The organism is Micromonospora sp. WMMA1923 (genome assembly GCF_049179195.1).
In the GTDB taxonomy this organism is placed as follows: Bacteria; Actinomycetota; Actinomycetes; order Mycobacteriales; family Micromonosporaceae; genus Micromonospora; species Micromonospora yangpuensis.
Genome location: NZ_JBMHLZ010000001.1, coordinates 3,134,271 through 3,155,513 on the forward strand (window position 1 = coordinate 3,134,271; position 21,243 = coordinate 3,155,513).

The 21,243-nt window shown below is 70.5% G+C and carries 23 protein-coding genes and 1 pseudogene; 13 read left to right on the top strand and 11 right to left on the bottom strand.

Annotation, left to right across the window (positions count from 1 at the left end; all coding sequences use genetic code 11):
• The first annotated feature begins 20 nt into the window (after positions 1–20).
• Complete coding sequence (locus ACN28G_RS14105) at positions 21–779, top strand: DUF2470 domain-containing protein (RefSeq protein ID WP_091439893.1); 759 nt, start codon at positions 21–23, stop codon at positions 777–779.
• A gap of 52 nt (positions 780–831) precedes the next feature.
• On the opposite strand, the gene ACN28G_RS14110 is transcribed toward ACN28G_RS14105, so the two are convergent.
• From ACN28G_RS14110 to ACN28G_RS14120, 3 genes are all read right to left on the bottom strand, one after another.
• Complete coding sequence (locus tag ACN28G_RS14110; RefSeq protein ID WP_091439896.1) at positions 832–1,479, bottom strand: response regulator transcription factor; 648 nt, start codon at positions 1,477–1,479, stop codon at positions 832–834.
• Positions 1,480–1,653: 174 nt separating this feature from the next.
• A complete protein-coding gene (locus ACN28G_RS14115; RefSeq protein ID WP_421479318.1) occupies positions 1,654–2,544 on the bottom strand; it encodes a class I SAM-dependent methyltransferase in 891 nt (296 codons plus the stop codon).
• A gap of 30 nt (positions 2,545–2,574) precedes the next feature.
• Positions 2,575–2,913 (bottom strand): L-rhamnose mutarotase, encoded by a 339-nt coding sequence (locus ACN28G_RS14120; protein ID WP_091446644.1) that lies wholly within the window; start codon positions 2,911–2,913, stop codon positions 2,575–2,577.
• Between the two features lie 471 nt (positions 2,914–3,384).
• On the opposite strand from ACN28G_RS14120, the gene ACN28G_RS14125 reads away from it, so the two are divergent.
• The 6 genes from ACN28G_RS14125 to ACN28G_RS14150 all read left to right on the top strand — a co-directional run bounded on the left by ACN28G_RS14125 (position 3,385) and on the right by ACN28G_RS14150 (position 9,198).
• Positions 3,385–4,608: a PQQ-dependent sugar dehydrogenase gene (locus tag ACN28G_RS14125; protein WP_421479319.1), complete on the top strand. Its 1,224-nt coding sequence runs from the start codon at positions 3,385–3,387 to the stop codon at positions 4,606–4,608.
• Positions 4,609–4,947: 339 nt separating this feature from the next.
• On the top strand, positions 4,948–6,144 hold the full coding sequence (locus ACN28G_RS14130; protein ID WP_421479320.1) for a pectate lyase: 1,197 nt from the start codon (positions 4,948–4,950) through the stop codon (positions 6,142–6,144).
• 54 nt (positions 6,145–6,198) lie between these two features.
• On the top strand, positions 6,199–6,414 hold the full coding sequence (locus tag ACN28G_RS14135) for a hypothetical protein (protein ID WP_217628842.1): 216 nt from the start codon (positions 6,199–6,201) through the stop codon (positions 6,412–6,414).
• A 2-nt stretch (positions 6,415–6,416) separates the two neighbouring features.
• Positions 6,417–7,172, top strand: a complete 756-nt coding sequence (locus ACN28G_RS14140; protein ID WP_421479321.1) for a (Fe-S)-binding protein — start codon at positions 6,417–6,419, stop codon at positions 7,170–7,172.
• Entirely contained in the window at positions 7,169–8,599 is a 1,431-nt protein-coding gene (locus ACN28G_RS14145; RefSeq protein WP_091439911.1) for a lactate utilization protein B, read from the top strand. The genes ACN28G_RS14140 and ACN28G_RS14145 overlap by 4 nt, the downstream gene beginning before the upstream one ends.
• The gene (locus ACN28G_RS14150; protein ID WP_421479322.1) at positions 8,596–9,198 is read left to right on the top strand and encodes a LutC/YkgG family protein; all 603 of its coding nucleotides are present in this window, start codon (positions 8,596–8,598) and stop codon (positions 9,196–9,198) included. Before ACN28G_RS14145 ends, ACN28G_RS14150 begins: the two co-directional genes overlap by 4 nt.
• A gap of 211 nt (positions 9,199–9,409) precedes the next feature.
• Here ACN28G_RS14150 and ACN28G_RS14155 read toward each other — a convergent pair whose 3' ends face one another.
• The 3 genes from ACN28G_RS14155 to ACN28G_RS14165 form a co-directional block, all read right to left on the bottom strand.
• Entirely contained in the window at positions 9,410–10,207 is a 798-nt protein-coding gene (locus tag ACN28G_RS14155) for an SDR family NAD(P)-dependent oxidoreductase (RefSeq protein WP_421479323.1), read from the bottom strand.
• A 52-nt stretch (positions 10,208–10,259) separates the two neighbouring features.
• Positions 10,260–11,114 carry a fumarylacetoacetate hydrolase family protein gene (locus ACN28G_RS14160; RefSeq protein ID WP_091439918.1) on the bottom strand — a complete coding sequence of 285 codons (855 nt, stop codon included), beginning with the start codon at positions 11,112–11,114 and terminating at the stop codon, positions 10,260–10,262.
• A 192-nt stretch (positions 11,115–11,306) separates the two neighbouring features.
• Complete coding sequence (locus ACN28G_RS14165; protein WP_421479324.1) at positions 11,307–11,990, bottom strand: FadR/GntR family transcriptional regulator; 684 nt, start codon at positions 11,988–11,990, stop codon at positions 11,307–11,309.
• Between the two features lie 291 nt (positions 11,991–12,281).
• Here ACN28G_RS14165 and ACN28G_RS14170 point away from each other — a divergent pair, with 291 nt between their 5' ends.
• Positions 12,282–15,206: a glycosyl hydrolase family 95 catalytic domain-containing protein gene (locus tag ACN28G_RS14170; RefSeq protein ID WP_421479325.1), complete on the top strand. Its 2,925-nt coding sequence runs from the start codon at positions 12,282–12,284 to the stop codon at positions 15,204–15,206.
• A 358-nt stretch (positions 15,207–15,564) separates the two neighbouring features.
• Complete coding sequence (locus ACN28G_RS14175) at positions 15,565–16,014, top strand: CGNR zinc finger domain-containing protein (protein WP_091439935.1); 450 nt, start codon at positions 15,565–15,567, stop codon at positions 16,012–16,014.
• Positions 16,015–16,047: 33 nt separating this feature from the next.
• On the opposite strand, the gene ACN28G_RS14180 is transcribed toward ACN28G_RS14175, so the two are convergent.
• The 5 genes from ACN28G_RS14180 to rpmB form a co-directional block, all read right to left on the bottom strand.
• Positions 16,048–16,914 carry an alpha/beta fold hydrolase gene (locus ACN28G_RS14180; protein ID WP_421479326.1) on the bottom strand — a complete coding sequence of 289 codons (867 nt, stop codon included), beginning with the start codon at positions 16,912–16,914 and terminating at the stop codon, positions 16,048–16,050.
• A 122-nt stretch (positions 16,915–17,036) separates the two neighbouring features.
• Positions 17,037–17,174, bottom strand: coding sequence for a hypothetical protein (locus ACN28G_RS14185; RefSeq protein ID WP_175440383.1), 138 nt, complete (start codon positions 17,172–17,174; stop codon positions 17,037–17,039).
• A gap of 89 nt (positions 17,175–17,263) precedes the next feature.
• Entirely contained in the window at positions 17,264–17,569 is a 306-nt protein-coding gene (gene rpsN / locus ACN28G_RS14190) for a 30S ribosomal protein S14 (protein ID WP_421479327.1), read from the bottom strand.
• Positions 17,569–17,736 (bottom strand): 50S ribosomal protein L33, encoded by a 168-nt coding sequence (gene rpmG / locus ACN28G_RS14195; RefSeq protein ID WP_091439946.1) that lies wholly within the window; start codon positions 17,734–17,736, stop codon positions 17,569–17,571. The genes rpsN and rpmG overlap by 1 nt, the downstream gene beginning before the upstream one ends.
• The gene (gene rpmB / locus ACN28G_RS14200) at positions 17,736–17,972 is read right to left on the bottom strand and encodes a 50S ribosomal protein L28 (RefSeq protein ID WP_091439948.1); all 237 of its coding nucleotides are present in this window, start codon (positions 17,970–17,972) and stop codon (positions 17,736–17,738) included. The genes rpmG and rpmB overlap by 1 nt, the downstream gene beginning before the upstream one ends.
• A gap of 248 nt (positions 17,973–18,220) precedes the next feature.
• On the opposite strand from rpmB, the gene ACN28G_RS14205 reads away from it, so the two are divergent.
• From ACN28G_RS14205 to ACN28G_RS14220, 4 genes and pseudogenes are all read left to right on the top strand, one after another.
• A complete protein-coding gene (locus ACN28G_RS14205) occupies positions 18,221–19,513 on the top strand; it encodes a CobW family GTP-binding protein (RefSeq protein ID WP_421479328.1) in 1,293 nt (430 codons plus the stop codon).
• Positions 19,510–19,578 (top strand): annotated as a pseudogene (locus tag ACN28G_RS14210) (50S ribosomal protein L31); the annotation flags it as partial. The gene ACN28G_RS14205 and the pseudogene ACN28G_RS14210, both read left to right, overlap by 4 nt.
• A 399-nt stretch (positions 19,579–19,977) precedes the next feature.
• Positions 19,978–20,274, top strand: coding sequence for a DUF1540 domain-containing protein (locus ACN28G_RS14215; RefSeq protein ID WP_091439959.1), 297 nt, complete (start codon positions 19,978–19,980; stop codon positions 20,272–20,274).
• Positions 20,275–20,378: 104 nt separating this feature from the next.
• Positions 20,379–21,236, top strand: coding sequence for a DUF2470 domain-containing protein (locus ACN28G_RS14220; protein WP_421479329.1), 858 nt, complete (start codon positions 20,379–20,381; stop codon positions 21,234–21,236).
• Positions 21,237–21,243: the final 7 nt, after the last annotated feature.

The following is a 21,243-nucleotide window of genomic DNA, read 5'->3' on the forward strand; positions in this document are numbered from 1 at the left end:
ACGTTGAGGAGTTCGGGATCATGCGACCCAGCCCGGCGGAAATCGTGCGTACGCTCGTCACGGGCCGACTGCCCGCCCTCGCCCACCTGGCCCGCAGCGCCGGCCCGCACCAGGTCCGGCACGCCACCGACCCCGACGGCCGGGTGCTGCTGCTGGTGCCGACCCCCGGTGACCTGGCCACGGCGCTCACGCCGCCCCCCGGGGACACCGACGTCGCCACCGTCCTCGACGTGCGCGACCTACCGCCCACCACCAGCGCTCCCGCACTCGGCCGGGCCTGGCTCTCCGGCTGGGCCGAACGCCTCGACGGCGACGAGGCACGTCAGGCCGCAATGGACTTCGCCGCCACCCAACCGGCCGGCGACCTGCTCGACGTCGGTAACCGGTTCCAGCTACACCGCTTCGAGGTGGCCGAGGCCCGCTGGGAGCACGCCGGCGCAACCCGCCGGATCGACCCGCAGGCGTACGCGCGGGCCGAGCCCGACCCGCTGCACGCCGTCGAGGCGGAGTTGCTGGCCGACCTCACCGACCACCACGCCGAGCAGGTGGCGGGCTACCTGCGCCGGCGGCTGAAGCTCTCCGGCACCGAGTCGCCGCAGGTGCTCCGGATCGACCGGTACGGCCTACTCGTCGCGTACGGTCGACCCGGGGCGACCCGACAGACCCGGGTGCGCTTCGCGCGACCCGCCGCCGACGTCGCCGACCTGTCCCGGTTGCTGCACCCGATGCTCTGCTCCCAGCAGCCGGCGGCTCCGACGGTGTCGACGACGATCCCGTGATCCAGCGGCACTCGCTCCTCGGTACGGATCGGGCGATGCCGGACCAGGCGGATCAGCCGCGCAGGTAGGCGAGGACGGCGAGCACGCGGCGGTGCCCATCGGTGACGACCGGTAGGTCAAGTTTGTTGAAGATGCCGCCGACGTGCTTGTTGACCGCGGCATCGCTGATGTGGAGCGCCGCTCCGATGTGGGCGTTCGATCGTCCCTGCGCCATGAGGGCCAGGACTTCCTGCTCGCGCGGGCTGAGCCGGGTGAGCGGACTCTGCCGGCGGCGGATGAGCTGGCGGACCACGTCCGGGTCGACGACCGTCTCGCCGGCCGCCACCTGGTCGACGGCGGTCATGAAGTCGGCGACCGCGCCGATCCGGTCCTTGAGCAGGTATCCCACGCCGGCGCCGTCGTCGGAGTCGAGGAGTTTGACGGCGTAGGACTGTTCCACGTACTGGCTGAGCACGAGCACCGACAGACCGGGGAGCGCCTCGCGCAGCGCCACCGCGGCGCGCAGTCCGTCGTCGGCATGCTTGGGCGGCATCCGGACGTCGGTGATCAACAGGTCCGGCGGGTCCTCGTGCACCACTTCCACGACGGCGTCGGCGTCGGCGACCGCGGCGATGGTCTCGTGGCCGAATCGGCTCAGGATGCCGACGAGGCACTCCCGGAGCAGCGGCGAGTCCTCGGCGACGACTACACGAAGGGGCACGGGATCTCCACGCGCGGTGGCGCGAGCTGAGAGCACACAAACGCGCCATCCGCGCCCTGGCCGATCGGATCGACCAGGAGATGCCGGGGCTACGTAAGGCGCTGTTCTACTCCATCGCGGTGCGTCGCGGCGGATGACCCGACGGACAACGGCTCGGCGTCGAGATCTTCGACATCACCGCCGACGCGGCCCCCGTCCCCGGGGCCCGGATGGCGGGTCACCTGAGGATGGCAGGGGCTTCCGCCCGTACCGGATCTCGGTGTCCGGCAGTTGCTCGGCGAAGACGCCGTCGGGAGAGACCTCCCGCAGCAGCTCGCGCAGGTCCCGCTCGAAGTCCTCCCGCCGCTCGCCGAACAGGTGCGGTGCCATGTCCGACCGTGAGAACACCCAGGCGACGACATCGTCCGCGCTGCGTTCGACCACCGCACCGGACGCGACGACGAGACGACTCAGATCCGCGAAGCCGGCCCGAGCCAGGATCGCCCGCTCGCCGCCGGGCGTCCCGTTCACCAGGACGCCCTGCCCGGCACGACGCACCTCACCCAGGTACGCCCTGGTCAGCGCGACGATCCGGCCGTACGGCGGGGCCGGACGCGGCAGCGGAGCCGGATCGGCGCGAGGCGTCTTCAGGTCACTGAGGTGCACGACCCAACCGCCCGGCTGCAGCATCTCCAGGACGGTCGCCGCGACGCGGTCCCGGTCGGTCCAGTGGAACGACTGCGCGAAGACCACCACCTGAAAGGCTCCCAGCCCGCAGGGAAGATCCTCCGCACGGGCCTGCACCCAGGTCACGTTCCGCACCCCGAGGGAATCGGCCCGCCGCCCCGCCTCGACAAGCATCCCCGGATCCGGATCCACGCCCACCGCCTCGCCGAAGTACCGCGCGAACGGCAGGATCACCGTGCCCGGACCACAGCCCACATCCAGCAGCCGACCGCGACCGTCCAGCCCGAACGTCTCAGCGAGCCGGTCGGTGTAGCCCGGCGCGTACGGCAGCCGCCCCTGGTCGTAGTAGGCGGCGCTACCCCGGAACAGACTCTCATCCCACCGCCAACCGTCCGGCATGCTCGGCTCCCGAGACCAATCAACTCTGCGTCATGCCGTCCCGCCTTCGCTGAGATGCCAGACCTCCTGCATCGGCGCCCACCAGTGCCCGGAGTCCGGTTCGGCCAGGGACTGCTGGCACGGATCGGTGAGCTGCCACCACTGGCGCGTCTGCGGGTCGGCCGCGATCCGGGCCTGGTCGGCGGCGTGGTCGGTGCCGACGTACTCGTAGTAACCGAAGAGCAGGTCGTCGTGCAGGAAGATCGTGTAGTTGCGGATGTTGGCCGCCCGGAGCGTCTGCTCCACACTCGGCCAGACCTCGGCGTGCAGCCGCAGGTATTCCGCACGCCGTTCCGGGCGTAGCCGGATCACCGCGCCGTAGCGTTGCATCTTGCTCACTCCGTCCTGTCACACCGCGAGCCGCGGCACGGCGTCGGATCCGTCGCGGTGCCGCGGGGTCGGGAATCGCACGTCGAAGATCACTACCGAAGAGATCAGCGCAGTCGCCGTCTGCACCCGGAGGTTCGATCGGTGCCGACCGGCGGCCCGTTGAGGCGTGGTCTGATGTGCGGCCGGAGCAACGACACCCAGGGCGAACATCAGATGTATTTCTACCCGCACAGCTACGGATAGTCCATAGCTCGTCAAGCAGGACCGCCCGGGGACCTCCGGCACCGCGCGTCCCAGCACGTACGTCACATGTATGCGCCCCTGCCGGTCGCCCACCCCACCCCGGACGACGTCGGCGCCCCACCGACCTTGGCATGCTTCTCCTTCACTTTGGCATTGATAGTTGTAGATGTATGGTGGAGCCGTTTCCGCATCCCGTTTCCACCGCATCCGCTTCGAGGAGCTGAGAACATGTCGCGCTGGCGTCGTCATCCAGCCCCCGCACTGGCAGGACTGCTCGTCCTGGTCCTGTCCGCGCTCCTGTTGCCACCGACTTCGGCGGCCGGCACCTCCCCCACCAGGGCAGCGGTGCCCCTCACCGAGCTGACCGTGGTGTCCGAACAGGTGGCTACCGGTCTCCGGCGTCCCATCGCGCTCACCGGACTGCCGGACGGCCGGATGCTGATCGCGGAGAAGAACGGCACCGTCCGCGCCTACCATCCCGACACCGGCCTGGCGACCCAGCCGGTGCTCGACCTGACCGCCCGGATCGACACGTCGGGCAACGAACGTGGCCTCCTCGGCATCACGCCCGCGCCGAACTTCGCGCGGACCGGGATGCTCTACGTCGCCTACACGAGCCTGCCGGCCGGCGCGCTGACCCTGGCGCGACTGCCGATCGGCGCTCCCGAGCGGCTCCAGGTGCTGCTCACTCAGGAGCACGCCGAGTACAACAACCACAACGGCGGACAGGTGGCGTTCGGCCGCGACGGCTACCTCTACTGGTCCCTCGGCGACGGCGGCCACACGAACGACCCGTACAAGGCCGGTCAGGACCTCGGCACCCTGCTCGGCAAGATCGTGCGGATCGACGTCAACCGCAACTGCGGGGCGAAGCCCTACTGCGTACCCGCCAGCAACCCGTTCGTGCAGAAGCGCGGCGCGCGGCCGGAGATCTGGCTCTACGGGCTGCGCAATCCGTGGCGGTTCTCCGTCGACCCGGTCGACGGCTCACTGTGGATCGGTGACGTCGGCCAGGGCCTGGTCGAGGAGATCAACCACATCCGCCCGTCGCAGGGTGGGGCGAACCTCGGCTGGTCCTGCCGGGAGGGCACGCCGGTGTTCGACCCGGCGCAGTGCCGCCCGGGCGTGGTGTACACCGACCCGGTCTTCGAGTACGAACACTTCATGACCGAGAGCTGCTCGGTGACCGGCGGCGTGGTGTACCGCGGGTCCGCCACCCCGGAGGCGCGGGGGACCTACATCGCGAGCGACTACTGCTCGACCCTCGCGTTCGCCGTACGCCCCAAACCCACGGGCGGCTACGAGACCGCCACGATCGGCCGCTTCCCCACCCAACCGACCGCGATCGACGCCGACGCGCGCGGCGAACTGTACGTGCTCAGCGACCTGCCGGGATGGCTGAGCCGGGTACGGTTCGAGCGCGTCGCTGGCGACGGGGCCGCGAACCGCTGAACGGGCCCATCAGCAGTACCCGTCGGGGGACGGCCACGTCCGAGTGGCCGCCCCCAGCCCAGGTGCCCTCCGTCGGGGTACCGGTTGGGCAGCGACGCCCCGGCCCGCCCAGGAGGCCGGACTCCCGACCGCGAGGCGGCCGGCGGCTGTGCTGTGGTCGGCGCCGGCCAGAGTGGCGTGCCCACCGATCCGGCAACGCCGCAGCACCCGCGCGTTATCGGGTCTTACCGAACAAACCAGGCTAATAAGGTGTGATGCTTGCCTCACCATCGATCGACCTCTATCGTTTATGGAAAGCGCTTTCCCGTACACGGTACTCATGCTCGAAAGGTGAATCGGATGAGACGCAAAGTCGTCACACGGTGGTTGGCCGGCGGTGCCACTGTGGTCGCAGGTGCCGTCGTCGCGCTGGCGTTGCACGTTCCCAGCGCCTCGGCCGCCACGAACCTGAGCCTCGGCGCCGGCGCCGACGGCTCCAGCAAGGCCAGTGGCACCAGCTACGGCAACGTCACGGACGGCAACGCCGGCACCTACTGGTCGCCGAGCGGCTCGACCGGCACGATCTCGGTCAAGTGGGGCAGCGCCACCACGGTGTCCTCGGCCGTCATCGTGCAGTCCTCGGGCGGCGGCTCGATCAGCGGCTGGCAGCTCAAGAACCACGACACGGGCTCCGTCCTGGCCAGCGGCAGCAGCGCCCCGAGCACCATCAACTTCTCCTCGACGTCGCTGAAGAAGGTCTCCTTCGTCATCACCAGCGCGTCCGGCACGCCGCGGATCGCCGAGTTCGAGACGTACTCCAGCGGCGGGTCGAACCCGACCACTCCCCCGACCAGTGGGCCGACGAACCCACCCACCAACCCGGGCACGCCGACCGGCGCGTGGCCGTCGTCGGCCGGCTCGGTGAGCATCTCGGGCACGGTCAACGTCTCCGGCACCTTCGACGGCGGGATGAAGACCTACTGCTGCATCGGTGACGGTGGGCAGGGCGAGTCGCAGGACCCGATGTTCAAGATCGCCAACGGCGGTACGCTGCAGAACGTCATCCTCGGCTCGCCCGCCGGTGACGGCGTGCACTGCGAGGGCACCTGCACGATCCGCAACGTGTGGTGGAACGACATCGGTGAGGACGCCGCCACCTTCAAGCAGACCAACGGCGGCACCTCGTACGTCATCGGTGGCGGCGCGCGTAGCGGCAGCGACAAGACCTTCCAGCACAACGGCAACGGCACGGTCAACATCTCCGGCTTCTACCTCAGGGGATCCGGCAAGCTGTACCGCGGCTGCGGCAACTGCTCCACCTCACACACCCGCCACGTGCGTATCGACAACGTCCTCGTCGACGACATCGACATGCTCGCCGGCATCAACAGCAACTGGAACGACACCGCGACGATCACCCGCGTGGTCGTCATCGGCTCGGCCACCATCTGCGGCAAGTACAAGGGCGTGGCCAAGGGCAGCGAACCCAGCTACCTCGGTGAGGGCTGGAACGACGCCAACTGCAAGGTCAACAGAAGTGACGTCACCTTCCGGTAGTCACTGGACGCTCTGCTCGCGAAGGGGCACCCGCCTGGCGGCGGGTGCCCTCTCGTGCCGGTCGACGCCTGCGGACTGCCGATGATCGCCGGGCCGGTCGAGGCCACCGCGTTGGGTAACATCCTGGTGCAGGCCCGTGCCGCCGGCGCCATCGGTGGCGGCCTGCCGGCGCTGCGGGCCCTGTTGCGCCAGACCCACCGTTTCGTCCACTACGGACCGGGTGGTGACCAGGCGGCCTGGGCCGCCGCCGAGGAACGGATGGTCGGTTGACGATGCGCGTCGCACTGTTCGTGACCTGTCTGGCCGACACCCTGTTCCCCCAGGCGGCGGTGGCGACCGTCCGGCTGCTCGAACGCCTGGGGCACGAGGTCGTCTTTCCCGAGGGGCAGACCTGCTGCGGTCAGATGCACGTCAACACCGGTTACCCGGACGACGCGCTGCGGCTGGTCCGCCGGCACGTACGCACCTTCGCCCCGTACGACACGGTGGTGGCGCCCTCCGGCTCGTGCGTCGGCTCCGTCCGCCACCAGCACACCGTGGTGGCCCGGCGCGCCGGTGACGGGCGGTTGGCCAGCCGGGCCGAGGAGGTCGCCGGCCGCACGTACGAGTTGTCGGAGTTCCTCGTCGACGTGCTCGGGGTGACCGACGTGGGCGCCTACTACCCGCACCGGGTGACGTACCACCCGACCTGCCACTCGCTGCGGATGTTGCGGGTCGGCGACAAGCCGCTCCGCCTGCTGCGCGCGGTACGCGGCCTGAAGCTGGTGGAGCTGGGGCAGGCGGAGCAGTGCTGCGGTTTCGGCGGCACGTTCGCGGTGAAGAACGCGGACACCTCGACGGCGATGCTCGCCGACAAGATGCGCCACGTGCTGGCCACCGGGGCGGAGGTGTGCACCGCCGGCGACGCATCCTGCCTGATGCACCTCGGCGGCGGCCTGTCCCGGCTCCGCGCCGGGGTGCGGACCGTGCACCTGGCCGAGATCCTCGCCAGCACCGAAGCCGACCCGGCCACCGGAGGTACCCGATGAGCGAGACCTTCCTCGGCATGCCCGCCACCGCCCCGCCCGGCGTGGGCCACCTGCGTGGCACCGAGCCGTTCCCGGTCGCCGCCCGGCAGGCGTTGGGCGACGCCCAGCTACGCCGCAACCTCGGCCACGCCACCGCCACGATCCGGAACAAGTCGGCGGCCGTGATCGGCGAGGTGCCGGACTGGCCGCGGTTGCGGGAGGCCGGGCGGGCGATCAAGACCGACACCATGGCCCGGCTACCCGAGCTGCTGGAGAAACTGGAAACGGCGGTCACCGGTGCCGGCGGAACGGTCCACTGGGCCACCGACGCGGTGGCGGCCAACCGGATCGTCACCGACCTGGTCCGGGCCGCCGGCGCCGACCGGGTGATGAAGGTCAAGTCGATGGCCACCCAGGAGATCGGACTCAACGAAGCCCTGACGGACGCCGGGATCGAACCGGTGGAGACCGACCTGGCCGAGCTGATCGTGCAGCTCGGCGAGGACCGGCCCAGCCACATCCTGGTACCGGCGATCCACCGCAACCGGGCAGAGATCCGGGAGATCTTCCTACGGGCTATGCCCGGCGTCGACCCGGGGCTCACCGACGAGCCGGCCGCCCTGGCCGCCGCCGCGCGCCGACACCTGCGGGAGACGTTCCTGAGCACCCGGGTGGCGGTGTCCGGGGCCAACTTCGCCGTCGCCGACACCGGCACGCTGGCCGTGGTCGAGTCCGAGGGCAACGGGCGGATGTGCCTGACCCTGCCGGAGACCCTGATCACCGTCATGGGCATCGAGAAGGTCGTGCCGACCTGGCGCGACCTGGAGGTCTTCCTGCAGCTGCTGCCCCGGGCCTCGACCGGGGAACGGATGAACCCGTACACCTCGATGTGGACCGGGGTCACTCCCGGCGACGGCCCGCAGTCGTTCCACCTGGTGCTGCTGGACAACGGGCGCAGCGCCGTGCTCGCCGACCCGGTCGGCCGCCAGGCGCTGCACTGCATCCGCTGCTCGGCCTGCCTCAACGTCTGCCCGGTGTACGAACGCACCGGCGGGCACGCCTACGGCTCGGTCTATCCGGGGCCGATCGGCGCGGTGCTCTCCCCGCAGTTGACCGGTGTGGCGGACAACGCCTCCCTGCCGTACGCGTCGTCGCTCTGCGGGGCCTGCTACGACGCCTGCCCGGTCATGATCGACATTCCGTCCATCCTGGTCCACCTGCGCGCCCAGGCACCCCACTCCCGCACGGAGGCGACGGCGATGGCCGCTGCCGCGTACACCATGGACCATCCCGCGCGGTACGCGGCCGCGCAGCGCGCCGCGAAGCTGAGCCGGCTCGCCGGCCGCCGCGGCCGCGGCCTGCCGCCACCGTTGTCCGGCTGGTCGGACAGCCGCGACCTGCCCGACCCGCCCGCGCGGACCTTCCGGCAGTGGTGGGCCGGACGGTGACCGGACGGGAGACGATCCTCGGCCGGCTCCGGGCCGCCCTCGGCGAGCCCCGGCCCACCCCCGACGAGATCCCCCGCGACTACCGGACCGCCGGTGTCGTCGCCGCCGACCTGGACGTCTTCGTGGACCGGCTCACCGACTACCGGGCCACCGTGCACCGCTGCGCCGACGCCGACGTCGCCGGACTGGTCGGCCAGCTGCTCGGCGGGCGACAGGTCGTGGTGCCGCCCGGGCTGCCCCGGCACTGGCTGCCCGAGACCGTCCACGCCGTACCCGACGACGGCCTCGCCGCGACGCGGATCGCCGCCGCCGACGGGGTCGTCACCGCGGCGGCGGTGGCCGTCGCCGAGACCGGCACCATCGTGCTCGACGGCAGCCCCGACCAGGGCCGCCGCATCATCACCCTGCTACCCGACGTACACGTGTGCGTGCTGCGCACCGACCAGGTCGTCGCCACCGTCCCGGACGCCCTGACCCGCCTCGACCCGCACCGGCCACTGACCTGGATCAGCGGGCCCTCGGCCACCAGCGACATCGAGCTCGACCGGGTCGAGGGCGTCCACGGCCCCCGGAACCTGCACGTGATCGTGACGGGCTGAGGGCGACGCTCTCCCCACGCCGACCGTGCGGACCTGGTCCACCACGGTCTCGCCGACAGCCCCAGACCGTAGTGCGGGGCGGTGTCGTGGTACCGCTCGACGTCAGTCCTGGGCCTTGCCGCTGGTGAGCCGCGCTGCAGGCCGCCGTGGACGCGACGAGCGCCGCAGCCATGGCGACGCCGGCGGTTACGCCAATCGTGATGGGTTTGCTCTATTCGCTGGCCGGGACGGATCTTTCGCCACCGGAGGTCGCCGTGGCGTCCGGCCGAAGGCGGAGCCCGTGCATGCCGCCGTCGACGGCGAGCACGGTCCCGGTGGTGGCGGCGGCCAGCGGGCTGGCCAGGTAGGCGATCGCGGCGGCGACCTCGTCGGCGGCGACCAGCCGCCCCATCGGCTGGCGGGCCCGCAGGGCGGCGAGTTCGGCGGCCGGGTCGGCGGCGGAGTCGAGCAGTCCGCGTACCCAGGGGGTGTCGGTGGTGCCCGGGTTGACGCAGTTGAACCGGATTCCCTGGGCGACGTGGTCGGCGGCCATGGCCAGGGTCAACGATTGCACGGCGCCCTTCGTCGCGCTGTACAGCGCGCGGTTGGGCAGGCCCACGGTCGCCGCGATGGAGCAGATGTTGACGACGGCGGCGTTGGCGGAGGCCCGCAGGTGGGACAGGGCCGCCCGGGTGACCCGGACGACGCCCACCACGTTGACGTCGAAGACCCGATGCCACTCGTCAGCCGGGTTCGCCTCGACGGTCCCCTGCGCGCCGATGCCGGCGTTGTTGACCAGGATGTCGATGCCGCCGAGGCGGTGGGCGGCGGCGGTGACCGCCTCGGTCACCGAGGTGTCGTCGGTGACGTCGCACCGCAGGCCGTGCAGCGGGGCCGGCACCCCGGACGGGTCCAGGTCGAGGCAGGCGACGGCCGCGCCCCGCTCGGCTAGCAGGCGGGCCGTGGCCAGGCCGATGCCGGAGCCGCCGCCGGTCACCACGGCGGACAGTCCGGTGAACTCGCCCGTCATGCCCCCTTCGCCTCCGCCCAGACGGGGCCGCCCGGGTAGGCGTAGTCGCTCATCAGGCGGCGCCCACGGTCTGGCGCTGCCTGCCGAGGCCGTCGATCTCGACCTCGATGACGTCTCCGGCCCGCAGGTAGGGCTTCGGCTCGGGCATGCCCAGGGCCACGCCGGCCGGGGTGCCGGTGTTGATGACGTCTCCCGGCTCCAGGACCATGAACTGGCTGACGTACCGGACGACCTCGGCGACACCGAAGACCATGTTCCTGGTGTGCCCGTCCTGGCGGCGGTGTCCGTTGACGGTGAGCCGCAGACCCAGTTGCTGCGGATCGGGCACCTCGTCGGCGGTGACCAGCCACGGGCCCAGCGGGTTGAACGTCTCGCAGGACTTGCCCTTGTCCCACTGGCCGCCGCGTTCGAGCTGGAACTCCCGCTCGGAGAGGTCGTTGGAGACCGCGTACCCGGCGACGCAGGCCATGGCCTGCGCGGGGCTGTCCACGTAGCGGGCGGTGCGGCCGATGACGACCGCGAGTTCGACCTCCCAGTCGGTCTTGACGCTGCCCCGGGGGATCAGCACCTGGTCGTTCGGGCCGACCACCGTGTTCGGTGCCTTCATGAACAGGATCGGCTCGGCCGGCAGCTGCGCGCCGGTCTCTGCCGCGTGGTCGGAGTAGTTCAGGCCGACGCACACGATCTTGCCGGGACGGGCGATCGGGGCACCGATCCGCAGCGAGGTGTCCGCGACCAGGGGCAGCTCACCGCCCGCGACCGCGGCACGCGCGGCCTGGATGCCCGCTCCGGCGAGGAAGCCTCCGTCGATCTCGGCCACCAGGCCGGAGAGGTCCACGAGGCGTCCCCGCGCGTCCAGTGCCGCGGGACGCTCCTGACCGGCCTCCCCCACTCGAAGCAGCTTCACTCCACACCCTCCGGCAAAACATCGGATCTGTCACCGAGTTGTATAGTGGAGTGACGCACATCTTGCAATAGGCAGTCCTCGATAGGATGCACAAAGGTCGGATGACATCGGCCCAACGGGATGGTCGGTAGTTAGTCGCCGGATAGACGACGCCCCGACCCTGCCGGGGCTCTCCCCCAGTCGAGGAAGGGCCTACTCCGGCTTGCCGAGGGCGTTGCGGAGCCACTGCTCGACGCCGGCGACGTGCACCGTGGCCCAGGCCCGTGCCGCTTCGGGTTGACGCGCCTCGATCGCCTCGCAGATCGCCTCGTGCTGCTCCCGCGTACGGCGTACCGCACCCTCCTGGGTCAGGCCGCGCCAGACCCGCGCCCTGGTCGTCGGCCCGGACAGGCTGTCGATCAGGGAACACAGGACCTTGTTCCCCGAGCCGGCCGCGATGTGGTGGTGGAACCGGAGATCGTTGGCCACCAGCGCCTCCACGCTCGGCGACTCACCCAACTCGACGAGGATCGCCCGCAGCCCGGCGATGTCCGCGTCCGTCATCCTGGTCGCGGCCAACTCCGTTGCCGCAGGCTCCAGGACCCGACGCACCTCGAGGAACTGCAACACCGTGTCGTCCTGGTGGAAGTCGACCACGAACCCGATCGCGTCCAGCAACAGGGCCGGCTCCAGGCTGGTCACGTAGGTGCCGTCACCCTGGCGTACGTCCAGCACCCGGATCAGTGACAGCGCCTTGACCGCCTCCCGCAACGAGTTGCGGGACAACCCGAGCCGCTCGGCCAGGTCGACCTCGCGAGGAAGGCGCGATCCCGGCATGAGCTCGCCCTGGACGATCATCGCCTTGATCTTCTCGATCGCCTCGTCGGTGACGGGCACCCTTGCCTCCCTCAGGAACATCCGATCTTTCGGATCCTACCTCGGTCCATCATGATGTCCGGGCCGGAAGGTGCGACCGGGACTGCGGATCGCTGTCCTGACCTCGCAGCGAACGGGTTCCCCCCGCAAAATCCCCGAGCTCACGGCCGACCGGACATTGGAGTTTGTCAGTGCGAAACCTTGCTCTGGGGCGAAACCGGCGGTAACGTCCGCGAAACACATCCGATGAATGGACGACCAAGGGGTTGCCATGCCGATCTTCGCAGGGAGAACGCCCGCCGCCCCACGGGCGTGCCCCCGGCACCCGGGCGGCCCGCCGCACCGGACCGTCGCCGCAGCACGGCGCTGGCCACCGCAGTGACCGTCGCGGCCCTCGGGCTGCCCGGTCCCCTCGCCGGACCCGCGACGGCGGCAGCGCAGCAGCCCGCACCGCCCCCGAACGGTACGACCCTCTGGTACGACAGGCCCGCCACCGACTGGGAGTCACAGTCCCTGCCCATCGGCAACGGAGCCCTCGGGGCCTCGGTCTTCGGCGGGGTCGAGACCGAACAGCTCCAGTTCAACGAGAAGTCACTGTGGACCGGTGGCCCCGGCTCGCCCGGCTACAACTTCGGGGACTGGACCACTGCCCGGCCGGGGGCGCTCGACGAGGTCCAACAACGGATCGCGACCGACAAACGCGTGGACCCCTCCTGGGTGGCAGGCAAGCTCGGCCAGCCCAAGAGCGGGTTCGGCGCCTACCAGGCCTTCGGCGACGTACGCCTGTCGTTCCTGCGTCCGCCGGCCAACTACACCGACTACCGCCGGCAGCTCGACATCTCCGACGCCACCGCCGGCGTCTCGTACACCGCCGACGGGGTCCGGTACACCCGCGAGTACTTCACCTCCGCCCCCGACAACGTCCTGGTCGCCCGGCTCACGGCGGACCGACCCGGCAGGATCGGGTTCACGGCGTCGATCACCACGGCGTCCGACCGGTCACGGAACCTCACCGCCGCCAACGGACGGATCACGCTCAGCGGCCGGCTCAACGACAACGGCATGCGTTTCGAGTCGCAGCTGCAGGTGATCAACACCGGTGGCACCCGGGTGGACAACAGCGACGGCACCGTCACCGTCGAGGGAGCGGACTCCGTCACGCTGCTCCTCGCCGCCGGCACCGACTACGCCGACGACTACCCGACCTACCGGGGCGACGACCCGCACGCGGCCGTGACCCGGCGGGTCGACACGGCGGCGGCCAAGCCGCACCAGGCGTTGCGGGCCGCACACGTGCGCGACTACCAGCGGCTGTTCCAGCGTCTCAGGCTGGACGTCGGCCAGCGGATGCCGGCCATTCCCACCGACGAGCTACTGACCAGCTACCGCAGGGGACAGACGGACCCGGCGGCCAGCAGGGCCCTCGAAGTGCTCTTCTTCCAGTACGGCCGATACCTGCTCGTCTCGTCCTCGCGGACCGGCTCGCTGCCGGCGAACCTGCAGGGGGTCTGGAACAACTCGACCAGCCCGCCGTGGTCCGCGGACTACCACGTGAACATCAACTTCCAGATGAACTACTGGCCCGCCGAGACGACGAACCTCTCCGAGACGGCCCTGCCGCTCTTCGACTACGTCGACGGCATGGTCGAGCCCGGCCGGGTCACCGCGAAGAAGATCCACGACAACCGCGGCTGGGTGGTGCACAACGAGACGAACCCGTTCGGTTTCACCGGTGTGCACAACTACCCCTCCGCCTTCTGGATGCCGGAGGCGGGAGCGTGGCTGGCACAGCACTACTACGAGCACTACCGGTTCACCCGCGACGACAGGTTCCTGCGCGAGCGGGCGTACCCGCTGATGAAGGAGCTGACGCAGTTCTGGCTCGACGAGCTGGTCGTCGACCCACGCGACGGCAAGCTCGTGGTGACCCCCAGCTACTCGCCCGAGCACGGGGACTTCTCCGCCGGCGCGGCGATGTCCCAGCAGATCGTGTGGGACCTGTTGACCAACGTGTCGGAGGCGGCCGGGGAGGTCGGTGACGGCGACACCGAGTTCCGCGCGCAGGTCGCGGCCACGCTGGCCACGCTCGACCCGGGGACCCGGATCGGCTCGTGGGGGCAGCTGCAGGAGTGGAAGGAGGACTGGGACAGCCGAGACGACACGCACCGGCACGTGTCGCACCTGTTCGGCCTCTTCCCCGGCCGGCAGATCTCCCCGCTGACCACGCCCGGGTACGCGGAGGCAGCGAAGGTCTCGTTGACCGCGCGCGGTGACGGCGGCACCGGCTGGAGCAAGGCGTGGAAGATCAACTTCTGGGCCCGGCTGCTCGACGGCAACCACTCCCACAAGATGCTCTCCGAGCTGCTCAAGACCAGCACCCTCGACAACCTCTGGGACAACCACCCCCCGTTCCAGATCGACGGCAACTTCGGGGCCACCGCCGGCGTGGCGGAGATGCTGCTGCAGAGCCAGACGGGCGTCATCGACGTGCTGCCCGCGCTCCCCGACGTCTGGGCCGACGGCTCGGTCAGCGGCCTGCGGGCCCGCGGCGACGTCACGGTCGGCACCGAGTGGAGCGGCCGCACCGCGACCCGGATCACCCTGGACCCCGGCCACACCGGACCGCTCCGGGTACGCAGCGCCCTGTTCGGCGGCCGCTTCCAGGTCACCGACGCCACCACCGGCCGCCGGGTCGACGTCGCCCGCGACGGGCAGGAGATCCGCTTCACCGGGGTCGCCGGCCACCGGTACGTGGCGGAGTCACTCGCCCAGGTGGCGATGCGGATGCCGGCCACCGCAGCGCCGGGCAAGCCGTTCCCGCTCGAGGTGACCTTCTCGGCCAAGGCCACGACGCTGCCGGCCGGCACGCTGACGCCGCACCTGCCCGGTGGCTGGACCTACGAACCCACCGCCACCGACGTGCGACCGATCCGACCCGGACGGTCCCGGACCTACACGTTCCAGGTCACGCCCGCCCTCGGTGCCGAGAAGCTCCAGGCGGTACGGGTCGCGCTGACCGGGGACGACTGGCGGGTGGAGTCCTTCGGCCGGCTGACGGTGGAGACAGCCGCGCCGTGTGCGGTACCCGCTCCCGCAGCTCCCGTCCTCGCCTGGGATCCCCGGTCCGGCTCCACCGTCGAGGACTCGTCCCCCCACGACCGGGACGCGACGATCGTCGGCACCCCCCACGTACGACAAGAGCGCGCCGACCTGGGACGGGCTCACCCCCGACGGTGAGACCTACCTGCGTACCGCCCCCACCTCGCTGGGCTTCCTCCGAGAGGCCAGCTTCGCCGCCGACCAGGACGGCGGACAGCGGTTGACCGGAGGGGTCGACCGGGTGGCGGTCTTCGCCCGCGCCCTGACCCCGACCGAGGTCACCACCTGGCAGTCCCGGGCGGCCAGAGTTTCGGGTTCGCCGCTGTCGGCCCGGGCGTAGGGCTGCAGGCAGCCGCGGGAACCACATGCACCGTCGCACCCGACGTGGTCGAGGTGCAGCATCATCGTCTGGCCCATCTCGGCCTCGTTGTCCTCATCATGGGCCAGAGCCGTGGCACCCGGTCGGATAACCTGTCTAGCGAGGTTCGGAGGTTACATGGACGAGGAACTACTTCTTACCCTGCTCAACAGCACGCCCGTGATCGATGGCACCCGCACCGACATCCTCGACCTCGACGTCGACGACCCGGCAGTCCTGCGGGCCGGTCGCGACCTCCTGCAAGCCGTCGTCCGCGGGAACGAGCCACCCACGGCTCTGGCGCCGCTGCTGCACGGCGTGACGTCACACCCGTCCATCGACGAGGACGGCCACCTGCTCTGGACGACCGACGCCCACGGCGCTCAGAGCATCCTGCTGCGGGCCATCACCGCCTGGGACGAGTTACAGCGCACCCGCCCCGATCGGCTCCGCCCGTGCGCCAACCACGAGTGCGCGCTGTTCCTGCTGGACCGCAGCAAGTCCAACAGCGCCCGATGGTGTTCCATGGCCACCTGCGGCAACAAGCTGAAAGCCCGCCGCCACTACCAACGAACCCGACGAGGCTGACCGCCTCCCCGTGTTCGTCCGGCCTCGACCGGGTCAGCGTCGAGGCAGTCCGGCCAGGAACTCCCGGATCAGCCGGGACACCTCGTCGAGGTTGGTCTCGAGCAGGAAGTGCCCGCCGCCCGGTACCAGGTGGATCTTCGCGTCCGGGAGGTCGTCGGCGAACGCGCGGGCGCCGGCCGGGCCGAAGATCTCGTCGCCCTCACCCCAGACGGCCAGCAGCGGCGGCTGGTGGGCGCGGAAGTACTCGTGCAGCTTGGGATAGAGCGGCAGGTTGCTCGCATAGTCGTAGAACAGGTCGAGCTGCACGGCGTCGTTGCCCGGCCGTGACACCAGGGCGAAGTCGTGCCACCACACGGTCGGGTCGACCAGCGTCGGGTCGGCCACACCGTGCACGTACTGCCAGCGGATCGCCTCGAGCGACATCGCATGGCTCATCCCGGCCTCGGTCTTCTCCTTGCGGTCGCGGTGGAACTCCCAGACGCCGTCCCAGAACGACGGCACGAACCCGGCCTCGTAGCCGTTGCCGTTCTGGGTGACGATTCCGGTGATGGCCGAGGGGTTGTTCAGGGCCAGCCGCCAGCCGATCGGGGCACCGTAGTCCTGCACGTAGATCGCGTACCGCTCCACCCTCAGCTGGGCCAGCAGCCTGTTTGTGAGGTCGGCGAGCGCGTCGAAGGTGTAGGTGAACTGCTCCACCGAGGGGGCGTCGGAGAGCCCGAAGCCGAGGTGGTCGGGCGCGATCACGTGGAAGTCCCCGGCCAGCCGTGGGATCAGCTCGCGGAACATGAACGAACTGGTCGGGTAGCCGTGCAGGAGCACGATCGTGGGCTTGGACGCCTCGCCGGCCTCACGGTAGAAGAGCCGGTGCCCGTCGACTGTCGCGAACCGATGGTGGACCATCGCCATAACCCCCTTGATTGTTTTTGGTAGTTAGAGCATGTCACCGTCTCCTGCAACCCGTCAACTCGGTTTCGGGGGTTAGATGAACAGAGAGCAACGTCGCACGTCGCTGACCGCCGCCGCTACCACCGGCACCAATCAGCCTCGTAGTGCACGTCGACCGCGTCGGGGTGTCCCTTGGAGAACACCACCTTCGCAGCCGCCGGCGCGGCGGTCGGCGCCTGCACCGTGCCGGCGACCACCACCGCCCCGGCGGCCATCAGGCCCGCGAGACCGCGAACCCCTCCCTGCCGCTCTCAATCTCCCCTTTCGCCCCGCGCGCCCACGGGCGTTGGCGCCTGCGGTGCGATCACCAGGACGCCTTGCGCACTCCGGGCATGTCGCCGCGCAGGGCCAGTTCGCGGAACCGCACCCGGGACAGCCCGAAGCGGGTCAGCATCCCGCGTGGGCGGCCGTCGGTCTGGTCGCGTGAGCGCAGCCGCACCGGGCTGGAGTCGCGCGGTAGCAGGCTGAGCCGGCGGACCGCCTCGGCGCGTACGTCCGGGTCGGTGTCGGGGTGGGCGACCACCCGCTTCAGCTCCACCCGCGCCCCGGCGTGCCGGGCCACCAGTTCCTCGCGGCGCGCCTGCCGGTTGACCAGACTCTTCTTGGCCATCAGCGGGCCTCCTTGAACTCGACGTGCCGACGCACGATCGGGTCGTACTTGCGCAGCACCAGCCGGTCCGGGTCGTTGCGGCGGTTCTTGCGGGTCACGTACGTGTAGCCGGTGCCGGCGGTGCTGCGCAGCCGCACGATCGGCCGCACATCGGTCTGGCGGGCCATCAGATCTTCACCCCCCGGTTACGCAGTTCGGCGACGACCTTCTCAATGCCCTTGCGGTCCACGGTCTTCAGCGCCTTGGCGGTCAGGGTGAGACTCACCCACCGTCGTTCCGACGGCAGCCAGTAGCGGTGGTTCTGCAGGTTCGGGTTCCACCGGCGGCGGGTGCGCCGATGGGAGTGGGACACGGCGTTGCCGAAGCTCGGCTCCGCCCCGGTGACGTCACAACGTCTGGACATGGTGATCGCTCCTTACCCAGGTGCCACGATAACGACAATCGTTTTCATTTTTACATCAACCGTTCGACCGGATCCACCCAGGGGCCCAGCAGGGACACCTGCGCGGGGGTCGGCGGCCAGCCGGGCCGCGACCCCCGTCGCGCGTCGGCGGTGGCAGCGCCGGCCGATCCGGTGGCACCCCTGCCCGCTTCGACCGCTCGCACGTGCCTATAATGACAATCGTTTTCAAGTAGCCCGGGAGGAATCCGATGTCGTCGTCACCTCAGGCCCCGCCCCATGCCGTGACCGTCGATGCCGACACCCGACCGTCACTGACCGTGCTGTCCGGGTTCTGGCCGGCGGCCACCCTCGCCGTCGCCCGCACGTTGCTCGCCGCCGATCCGTCGCTGCTGCTGGTGCGGCACGACCTCAGCGGGATCCGGCAGGGTGTGGTCCGGCGGGTGGTCCGTTGCGGCGTCGGCATCATCGAGGACGAGCAGGTCGAGCTGCGGCACGGCTGCGCCTCCTGCACCCTGCGCGAGGACGTGCTGCCCACCCTCGTCCGGTTCACCCGCAGTCATCCCGGCCAGGACCTGGTGTTGATGCTGCCCGAGGTGGTGGAGCCGGAGGCGGTCGCCGCCGCCTGCGCCCACTGCCTCGTCGACGGCGCCCCGATCACCGATCTCATCCGGATCGACTCGTACGTGACCGTCCTCGACGCCGAACACCTGCTCGACGGCCTGGCCAGCACCGACGACCTCACCACCCTGGGCATCCACGCCGCCGACGACGACCACCGCGCGCTCGCCGACGTCGTCGTCCGGCAGATCGAGTACGCCGACACCCTGGTGCTCTGGGGACAGTCCCGCGACGGCGCCTTCGACACCAGCAGGATGGCGGTCCTGTTGCAGCGGATGGCACCGTGGGCGACACACCTGCGCGTCGACGATCCGGTCGATGCCGGCACGTTGACCCGACAGCTGCGCCACACCCACCGGCACCGGTCGGGGACCCCCGGAACGCTCGCCCGCGGCCTGCAGGGCTACACCCTCGGGGCGCACGAACCGGAGCCCGACTGCGGCGTCGTCTCCGCCGTCCTCCGCGCCCGCCGGCCGTTCCACCCGCAGCGTCTGCACGACGTCCTCGAAGAGGTCAACGCCGAGGTCATCCGCTCCCGGGGGCACCTCTGGCTGGCCAGCCAGCCCGACACGGTGGTGGCCTGGGAGTTCGCCGGCGGTGGTCTGACGATGGGATCCCTGGGGCACTGGCTGGTGAGCCTGCCCGCCGACCGCTGGGAACACGTCGAGGACCAGCGCCGCCTCGCCGCCGCCCTGGAGTGGGATCCGTACTACGGCGACCGCCACCAGCACCTGGTCTTCATCGGCCTCGACCTCGACCCCGTCGAGCTGCACCGCGCCCTCGCCGGCTGCCTGCTCACCGACGCCGAACTCGCCGACGGCGAAGACACCTGGCGCAGTTACCCCGACCCGTTCGCCGGCTGCTTCCCCCTCGGGGCGGAGGAGCTGACCGACACCGACACCGAAGGAGCGCAGCGCGCATGAAGCCCGGCATCCATCCCGAGTACCGCCCTGTCGTCTACCGCGACAAGGGCGCCGACTTCGCCTTCGAGAAGTTCCGCGCCAAGTACGCCCGCCGCGAACCCCAGGGCGAACGAGCGCCGACGCGCCGGTCGACGGGACCGAACTGACGCCGCCGCCGGCCACCACTATGGAAACCAGGCCGCGAAGCCTCGAATTCCGCAATTTCGCGATTTCAGTCGCCACCCGGCCACGCATTGCGGAAGATAGGCAACACTAACAAAGGTTAGGCTTACTTGTTCGGATTCCCCGAAAGAGTAACCGCTGCGCATCGTGCCGGCTCTTTCGCCACTTTTTGCTATCGTCACGTCGTTGGCAATGTATTGTTTGACGCCGTGGGCACAGGGGTTCACCTCCCCTCGCCCAGGCAAGAAAGGAACGACCGACCCGCACGGCGGATCTACCCGCCGCGACAGCATGGAGGCGCCATGAAGACCTTGTTGCAGTCACCGCCTGTCCGCGAGTGCACCGCGACCGCATGCAGTTTCAACGACAACGGCTGCCACGCCCCGGCGATCACAGTAGCCGCGGCGGGCTCGGCCGCCTCCTGTGCGACCTTCGTCGAGTCGTCGGTGCAGGGCGGCATCGCCGAGGTGACCGGATCCGTAGGCGCGTGCGCGCGATCCGAGTGCGTCCACAACACCAACCTCGCCTGCACCGCCGAGTCCATCACCGTCGGCCCGAGCGCCACGGCCAGCGACTGCCTCACCTACCAGCCCGCCTGACCTGGCCGGCCGGACCGTCGACGATTTGGCAAGGTAAGGCTTACCTACTACTGTCAGACCCCTGGGCCGAACTGGCCCGTACCTCCATGGCCGAGGGGACTGACATGGCGCTCCACCCCGCCGGGCGGCCGACAGACCTGGCACACCCGCCTCACGGCACCGACGCGTTGGCGGCGGACGGGCACGACGCCGCCGTCGTGGCGCGCTCTGCCCTGTCCGCCGCCACTTCCCTGCGCCTCGCCGTCGCTGATGCCGCTGTCGACCTGACCGGGTCACACGCCGTCCTGCCCGAGGGCACGGTGGTCCTCGCCGTCGACGCGATGAGCAGGACCGGAGGTTTCCTGGTCGCTGCCCGTGGACGAACGGGAGCGGCACAGATCGACGTCACACACCTCGTCCCCGTCGCGGCGCGGTCACGGGTACGGGCCAGACTGCGGATTCTGGGTACGGCACGACCGTTCGACCCGGCGAGTCTGGACCTGTGTGACGGCGACACCGTCATGTCACTGCTCGCGCTACCTCCGGTAGCGCTCTGGACCGTCGAGCCGACCCGCATCCGCCTCACGCGCGACCACGACGAGCGGACCGTGGACACCGGCGCCTACCGCGCCGCGCGGGCCGACCCCGTCGCCGGCGACGAAGCCGCACACCTGCATCACCTCACCGGACGACACCGGGACCTCGTCGACCAGCTCGCGATGCTGCTCGACCCGACGTTGCGGGCCAGTTCGGCGCGCGTCCTACCGATCGCCCTCGACGCCGACGGTGTCGTCCTCCGCGCCGAAGCGCCGCACTGGCACACCGACGTACGGCTGGCGTTCCCCCGCCGCGTCGCCGGGGCCGTCGGCCTCACCGAAGGACTGCGCGCGCTGCTGGCGGAGGCGGCCCGAGCCGCCCGCTCCCCCGATCGGACATCGCGACCTGCGGGCTCCACCTGCGACTGCGACCTGCTCTCCGGGTGATCGTGTT

Coding starts and splice junctions, on each gene's coding strand:
- ACN28G_RS14115 (WP_421479318.1), bottom strand. CDS start 2,544: ATGCCGGACGGTTGGCGGTGGGATGAGAGTCTGTTCCGGGGTAGCGCC.
- ACN28G_RS14155 (WP_421479323.1), bottom strand. CDS start 10,207: ATGACGGGCGAGTTCACCGGACTGTCCGCCGTGGTGACCGGCGGCGGC.
- rpmG (WP_091439946.1), bottom strand. CDS start 17,736: ATGGCCCGCCAGACCGATGTGCGGCCGATCGTGCGGCTGCGCAGCACC.
- ACN28G_RS14185 (WP_175440383.1), bottom strand. CDS start 17,174: ATGGCCGCCGGGGCGGTGGTGGTCGCCGGCACGGTGCAGGCGCCGACC.
- rpsN (WP_421479327.1), bottom strand. CDS start 17,569: ATGGCCAAGAAGAGTCTGGTCAACCGGCAGGCGCGCCGCGAGGAACTG.
- ACN28G_RS14180 (WP_421479326.1), bottom strand. CDS start 16,914: ATGGTCCACCATCGGTTCGCGACAGTCGACGGGCACCGGCTCTTCTAC.
- rpmB (WP_091439948.1), bottom strand. CDS start 17,972: ATGTCCAGACGTTGTGACGTCACCGGGGCGGAGCCGAGCTTCGGCAAC.
- ACN28G_RS14130 (WP_421479320.1), top strand. CDS start 4,948: ATGAGACGCAAAGTCGTCACACGGTGGTTGGCCGGCGGTGCCACTGTG.
- ACN28G_RS14145 (WP_091439911.1), top strand. CDS start 7,169: ATGAGCGAGACCTTCCTCGGCATGCCCGCCACCGCCCCGCCCGGCGTG.
- ACN28G_RS14215 (WP_091439959.1), top strand. CDS start 19,978: ATGAAGACCTTGTTGCAGTCACCGCCTGTCCGCGAGTGCACCGCGACC.
- ACN28G_RS14120 (WP_091446644.1), bottom strand. CDS start 2,913: ATGCAACGCTACGGCGCGGTGATCCGGCTACGCCCGGAACGGCGTGCG.
- ACN28G_RS14125 (WP_421479319.1), top strand. CDS start 3,385: ATGTCGCGCTGGCGTCGTCATCCAGCCCCCGCACTGGCAGGACTGCTC.
- ACN28G_RS14205 (WP_421479328.1), top strand. CDS start 18,221: ATGTCGTCGTCACCTCAGGCCCCGCCCCATGCCGTGACCGTCGATGCC.
- ACN28G_RS14220 (WP_421479329.1), top strand. CDS start 20,379: ATGGCGCTCCACCCCGCCGGGCGGCCGACAGACCTGGCACACCCGCCT.
- ACN28G_RS14105 (WP_091439893.1), top strand. CDS start 21: ATGCGACCCAGCCCGGCGGAAATCGTGCGTACGCTCGTCACGGGCCGA.
- ACN28G_RS14140 (WP_421479321.1), top strand. CDS start 6,417: ATGCGCGTCGCACTGTTCGTGACCTGTCTGGCCGACACCCTGTTCCCC.
- ACN28G_RS14175 (WP_091439935.1), top strand. CDS start 15,565: ATGGACGAGGAACTACTTCTTACCCTGCTCAACAGCACGCCCGTGATC.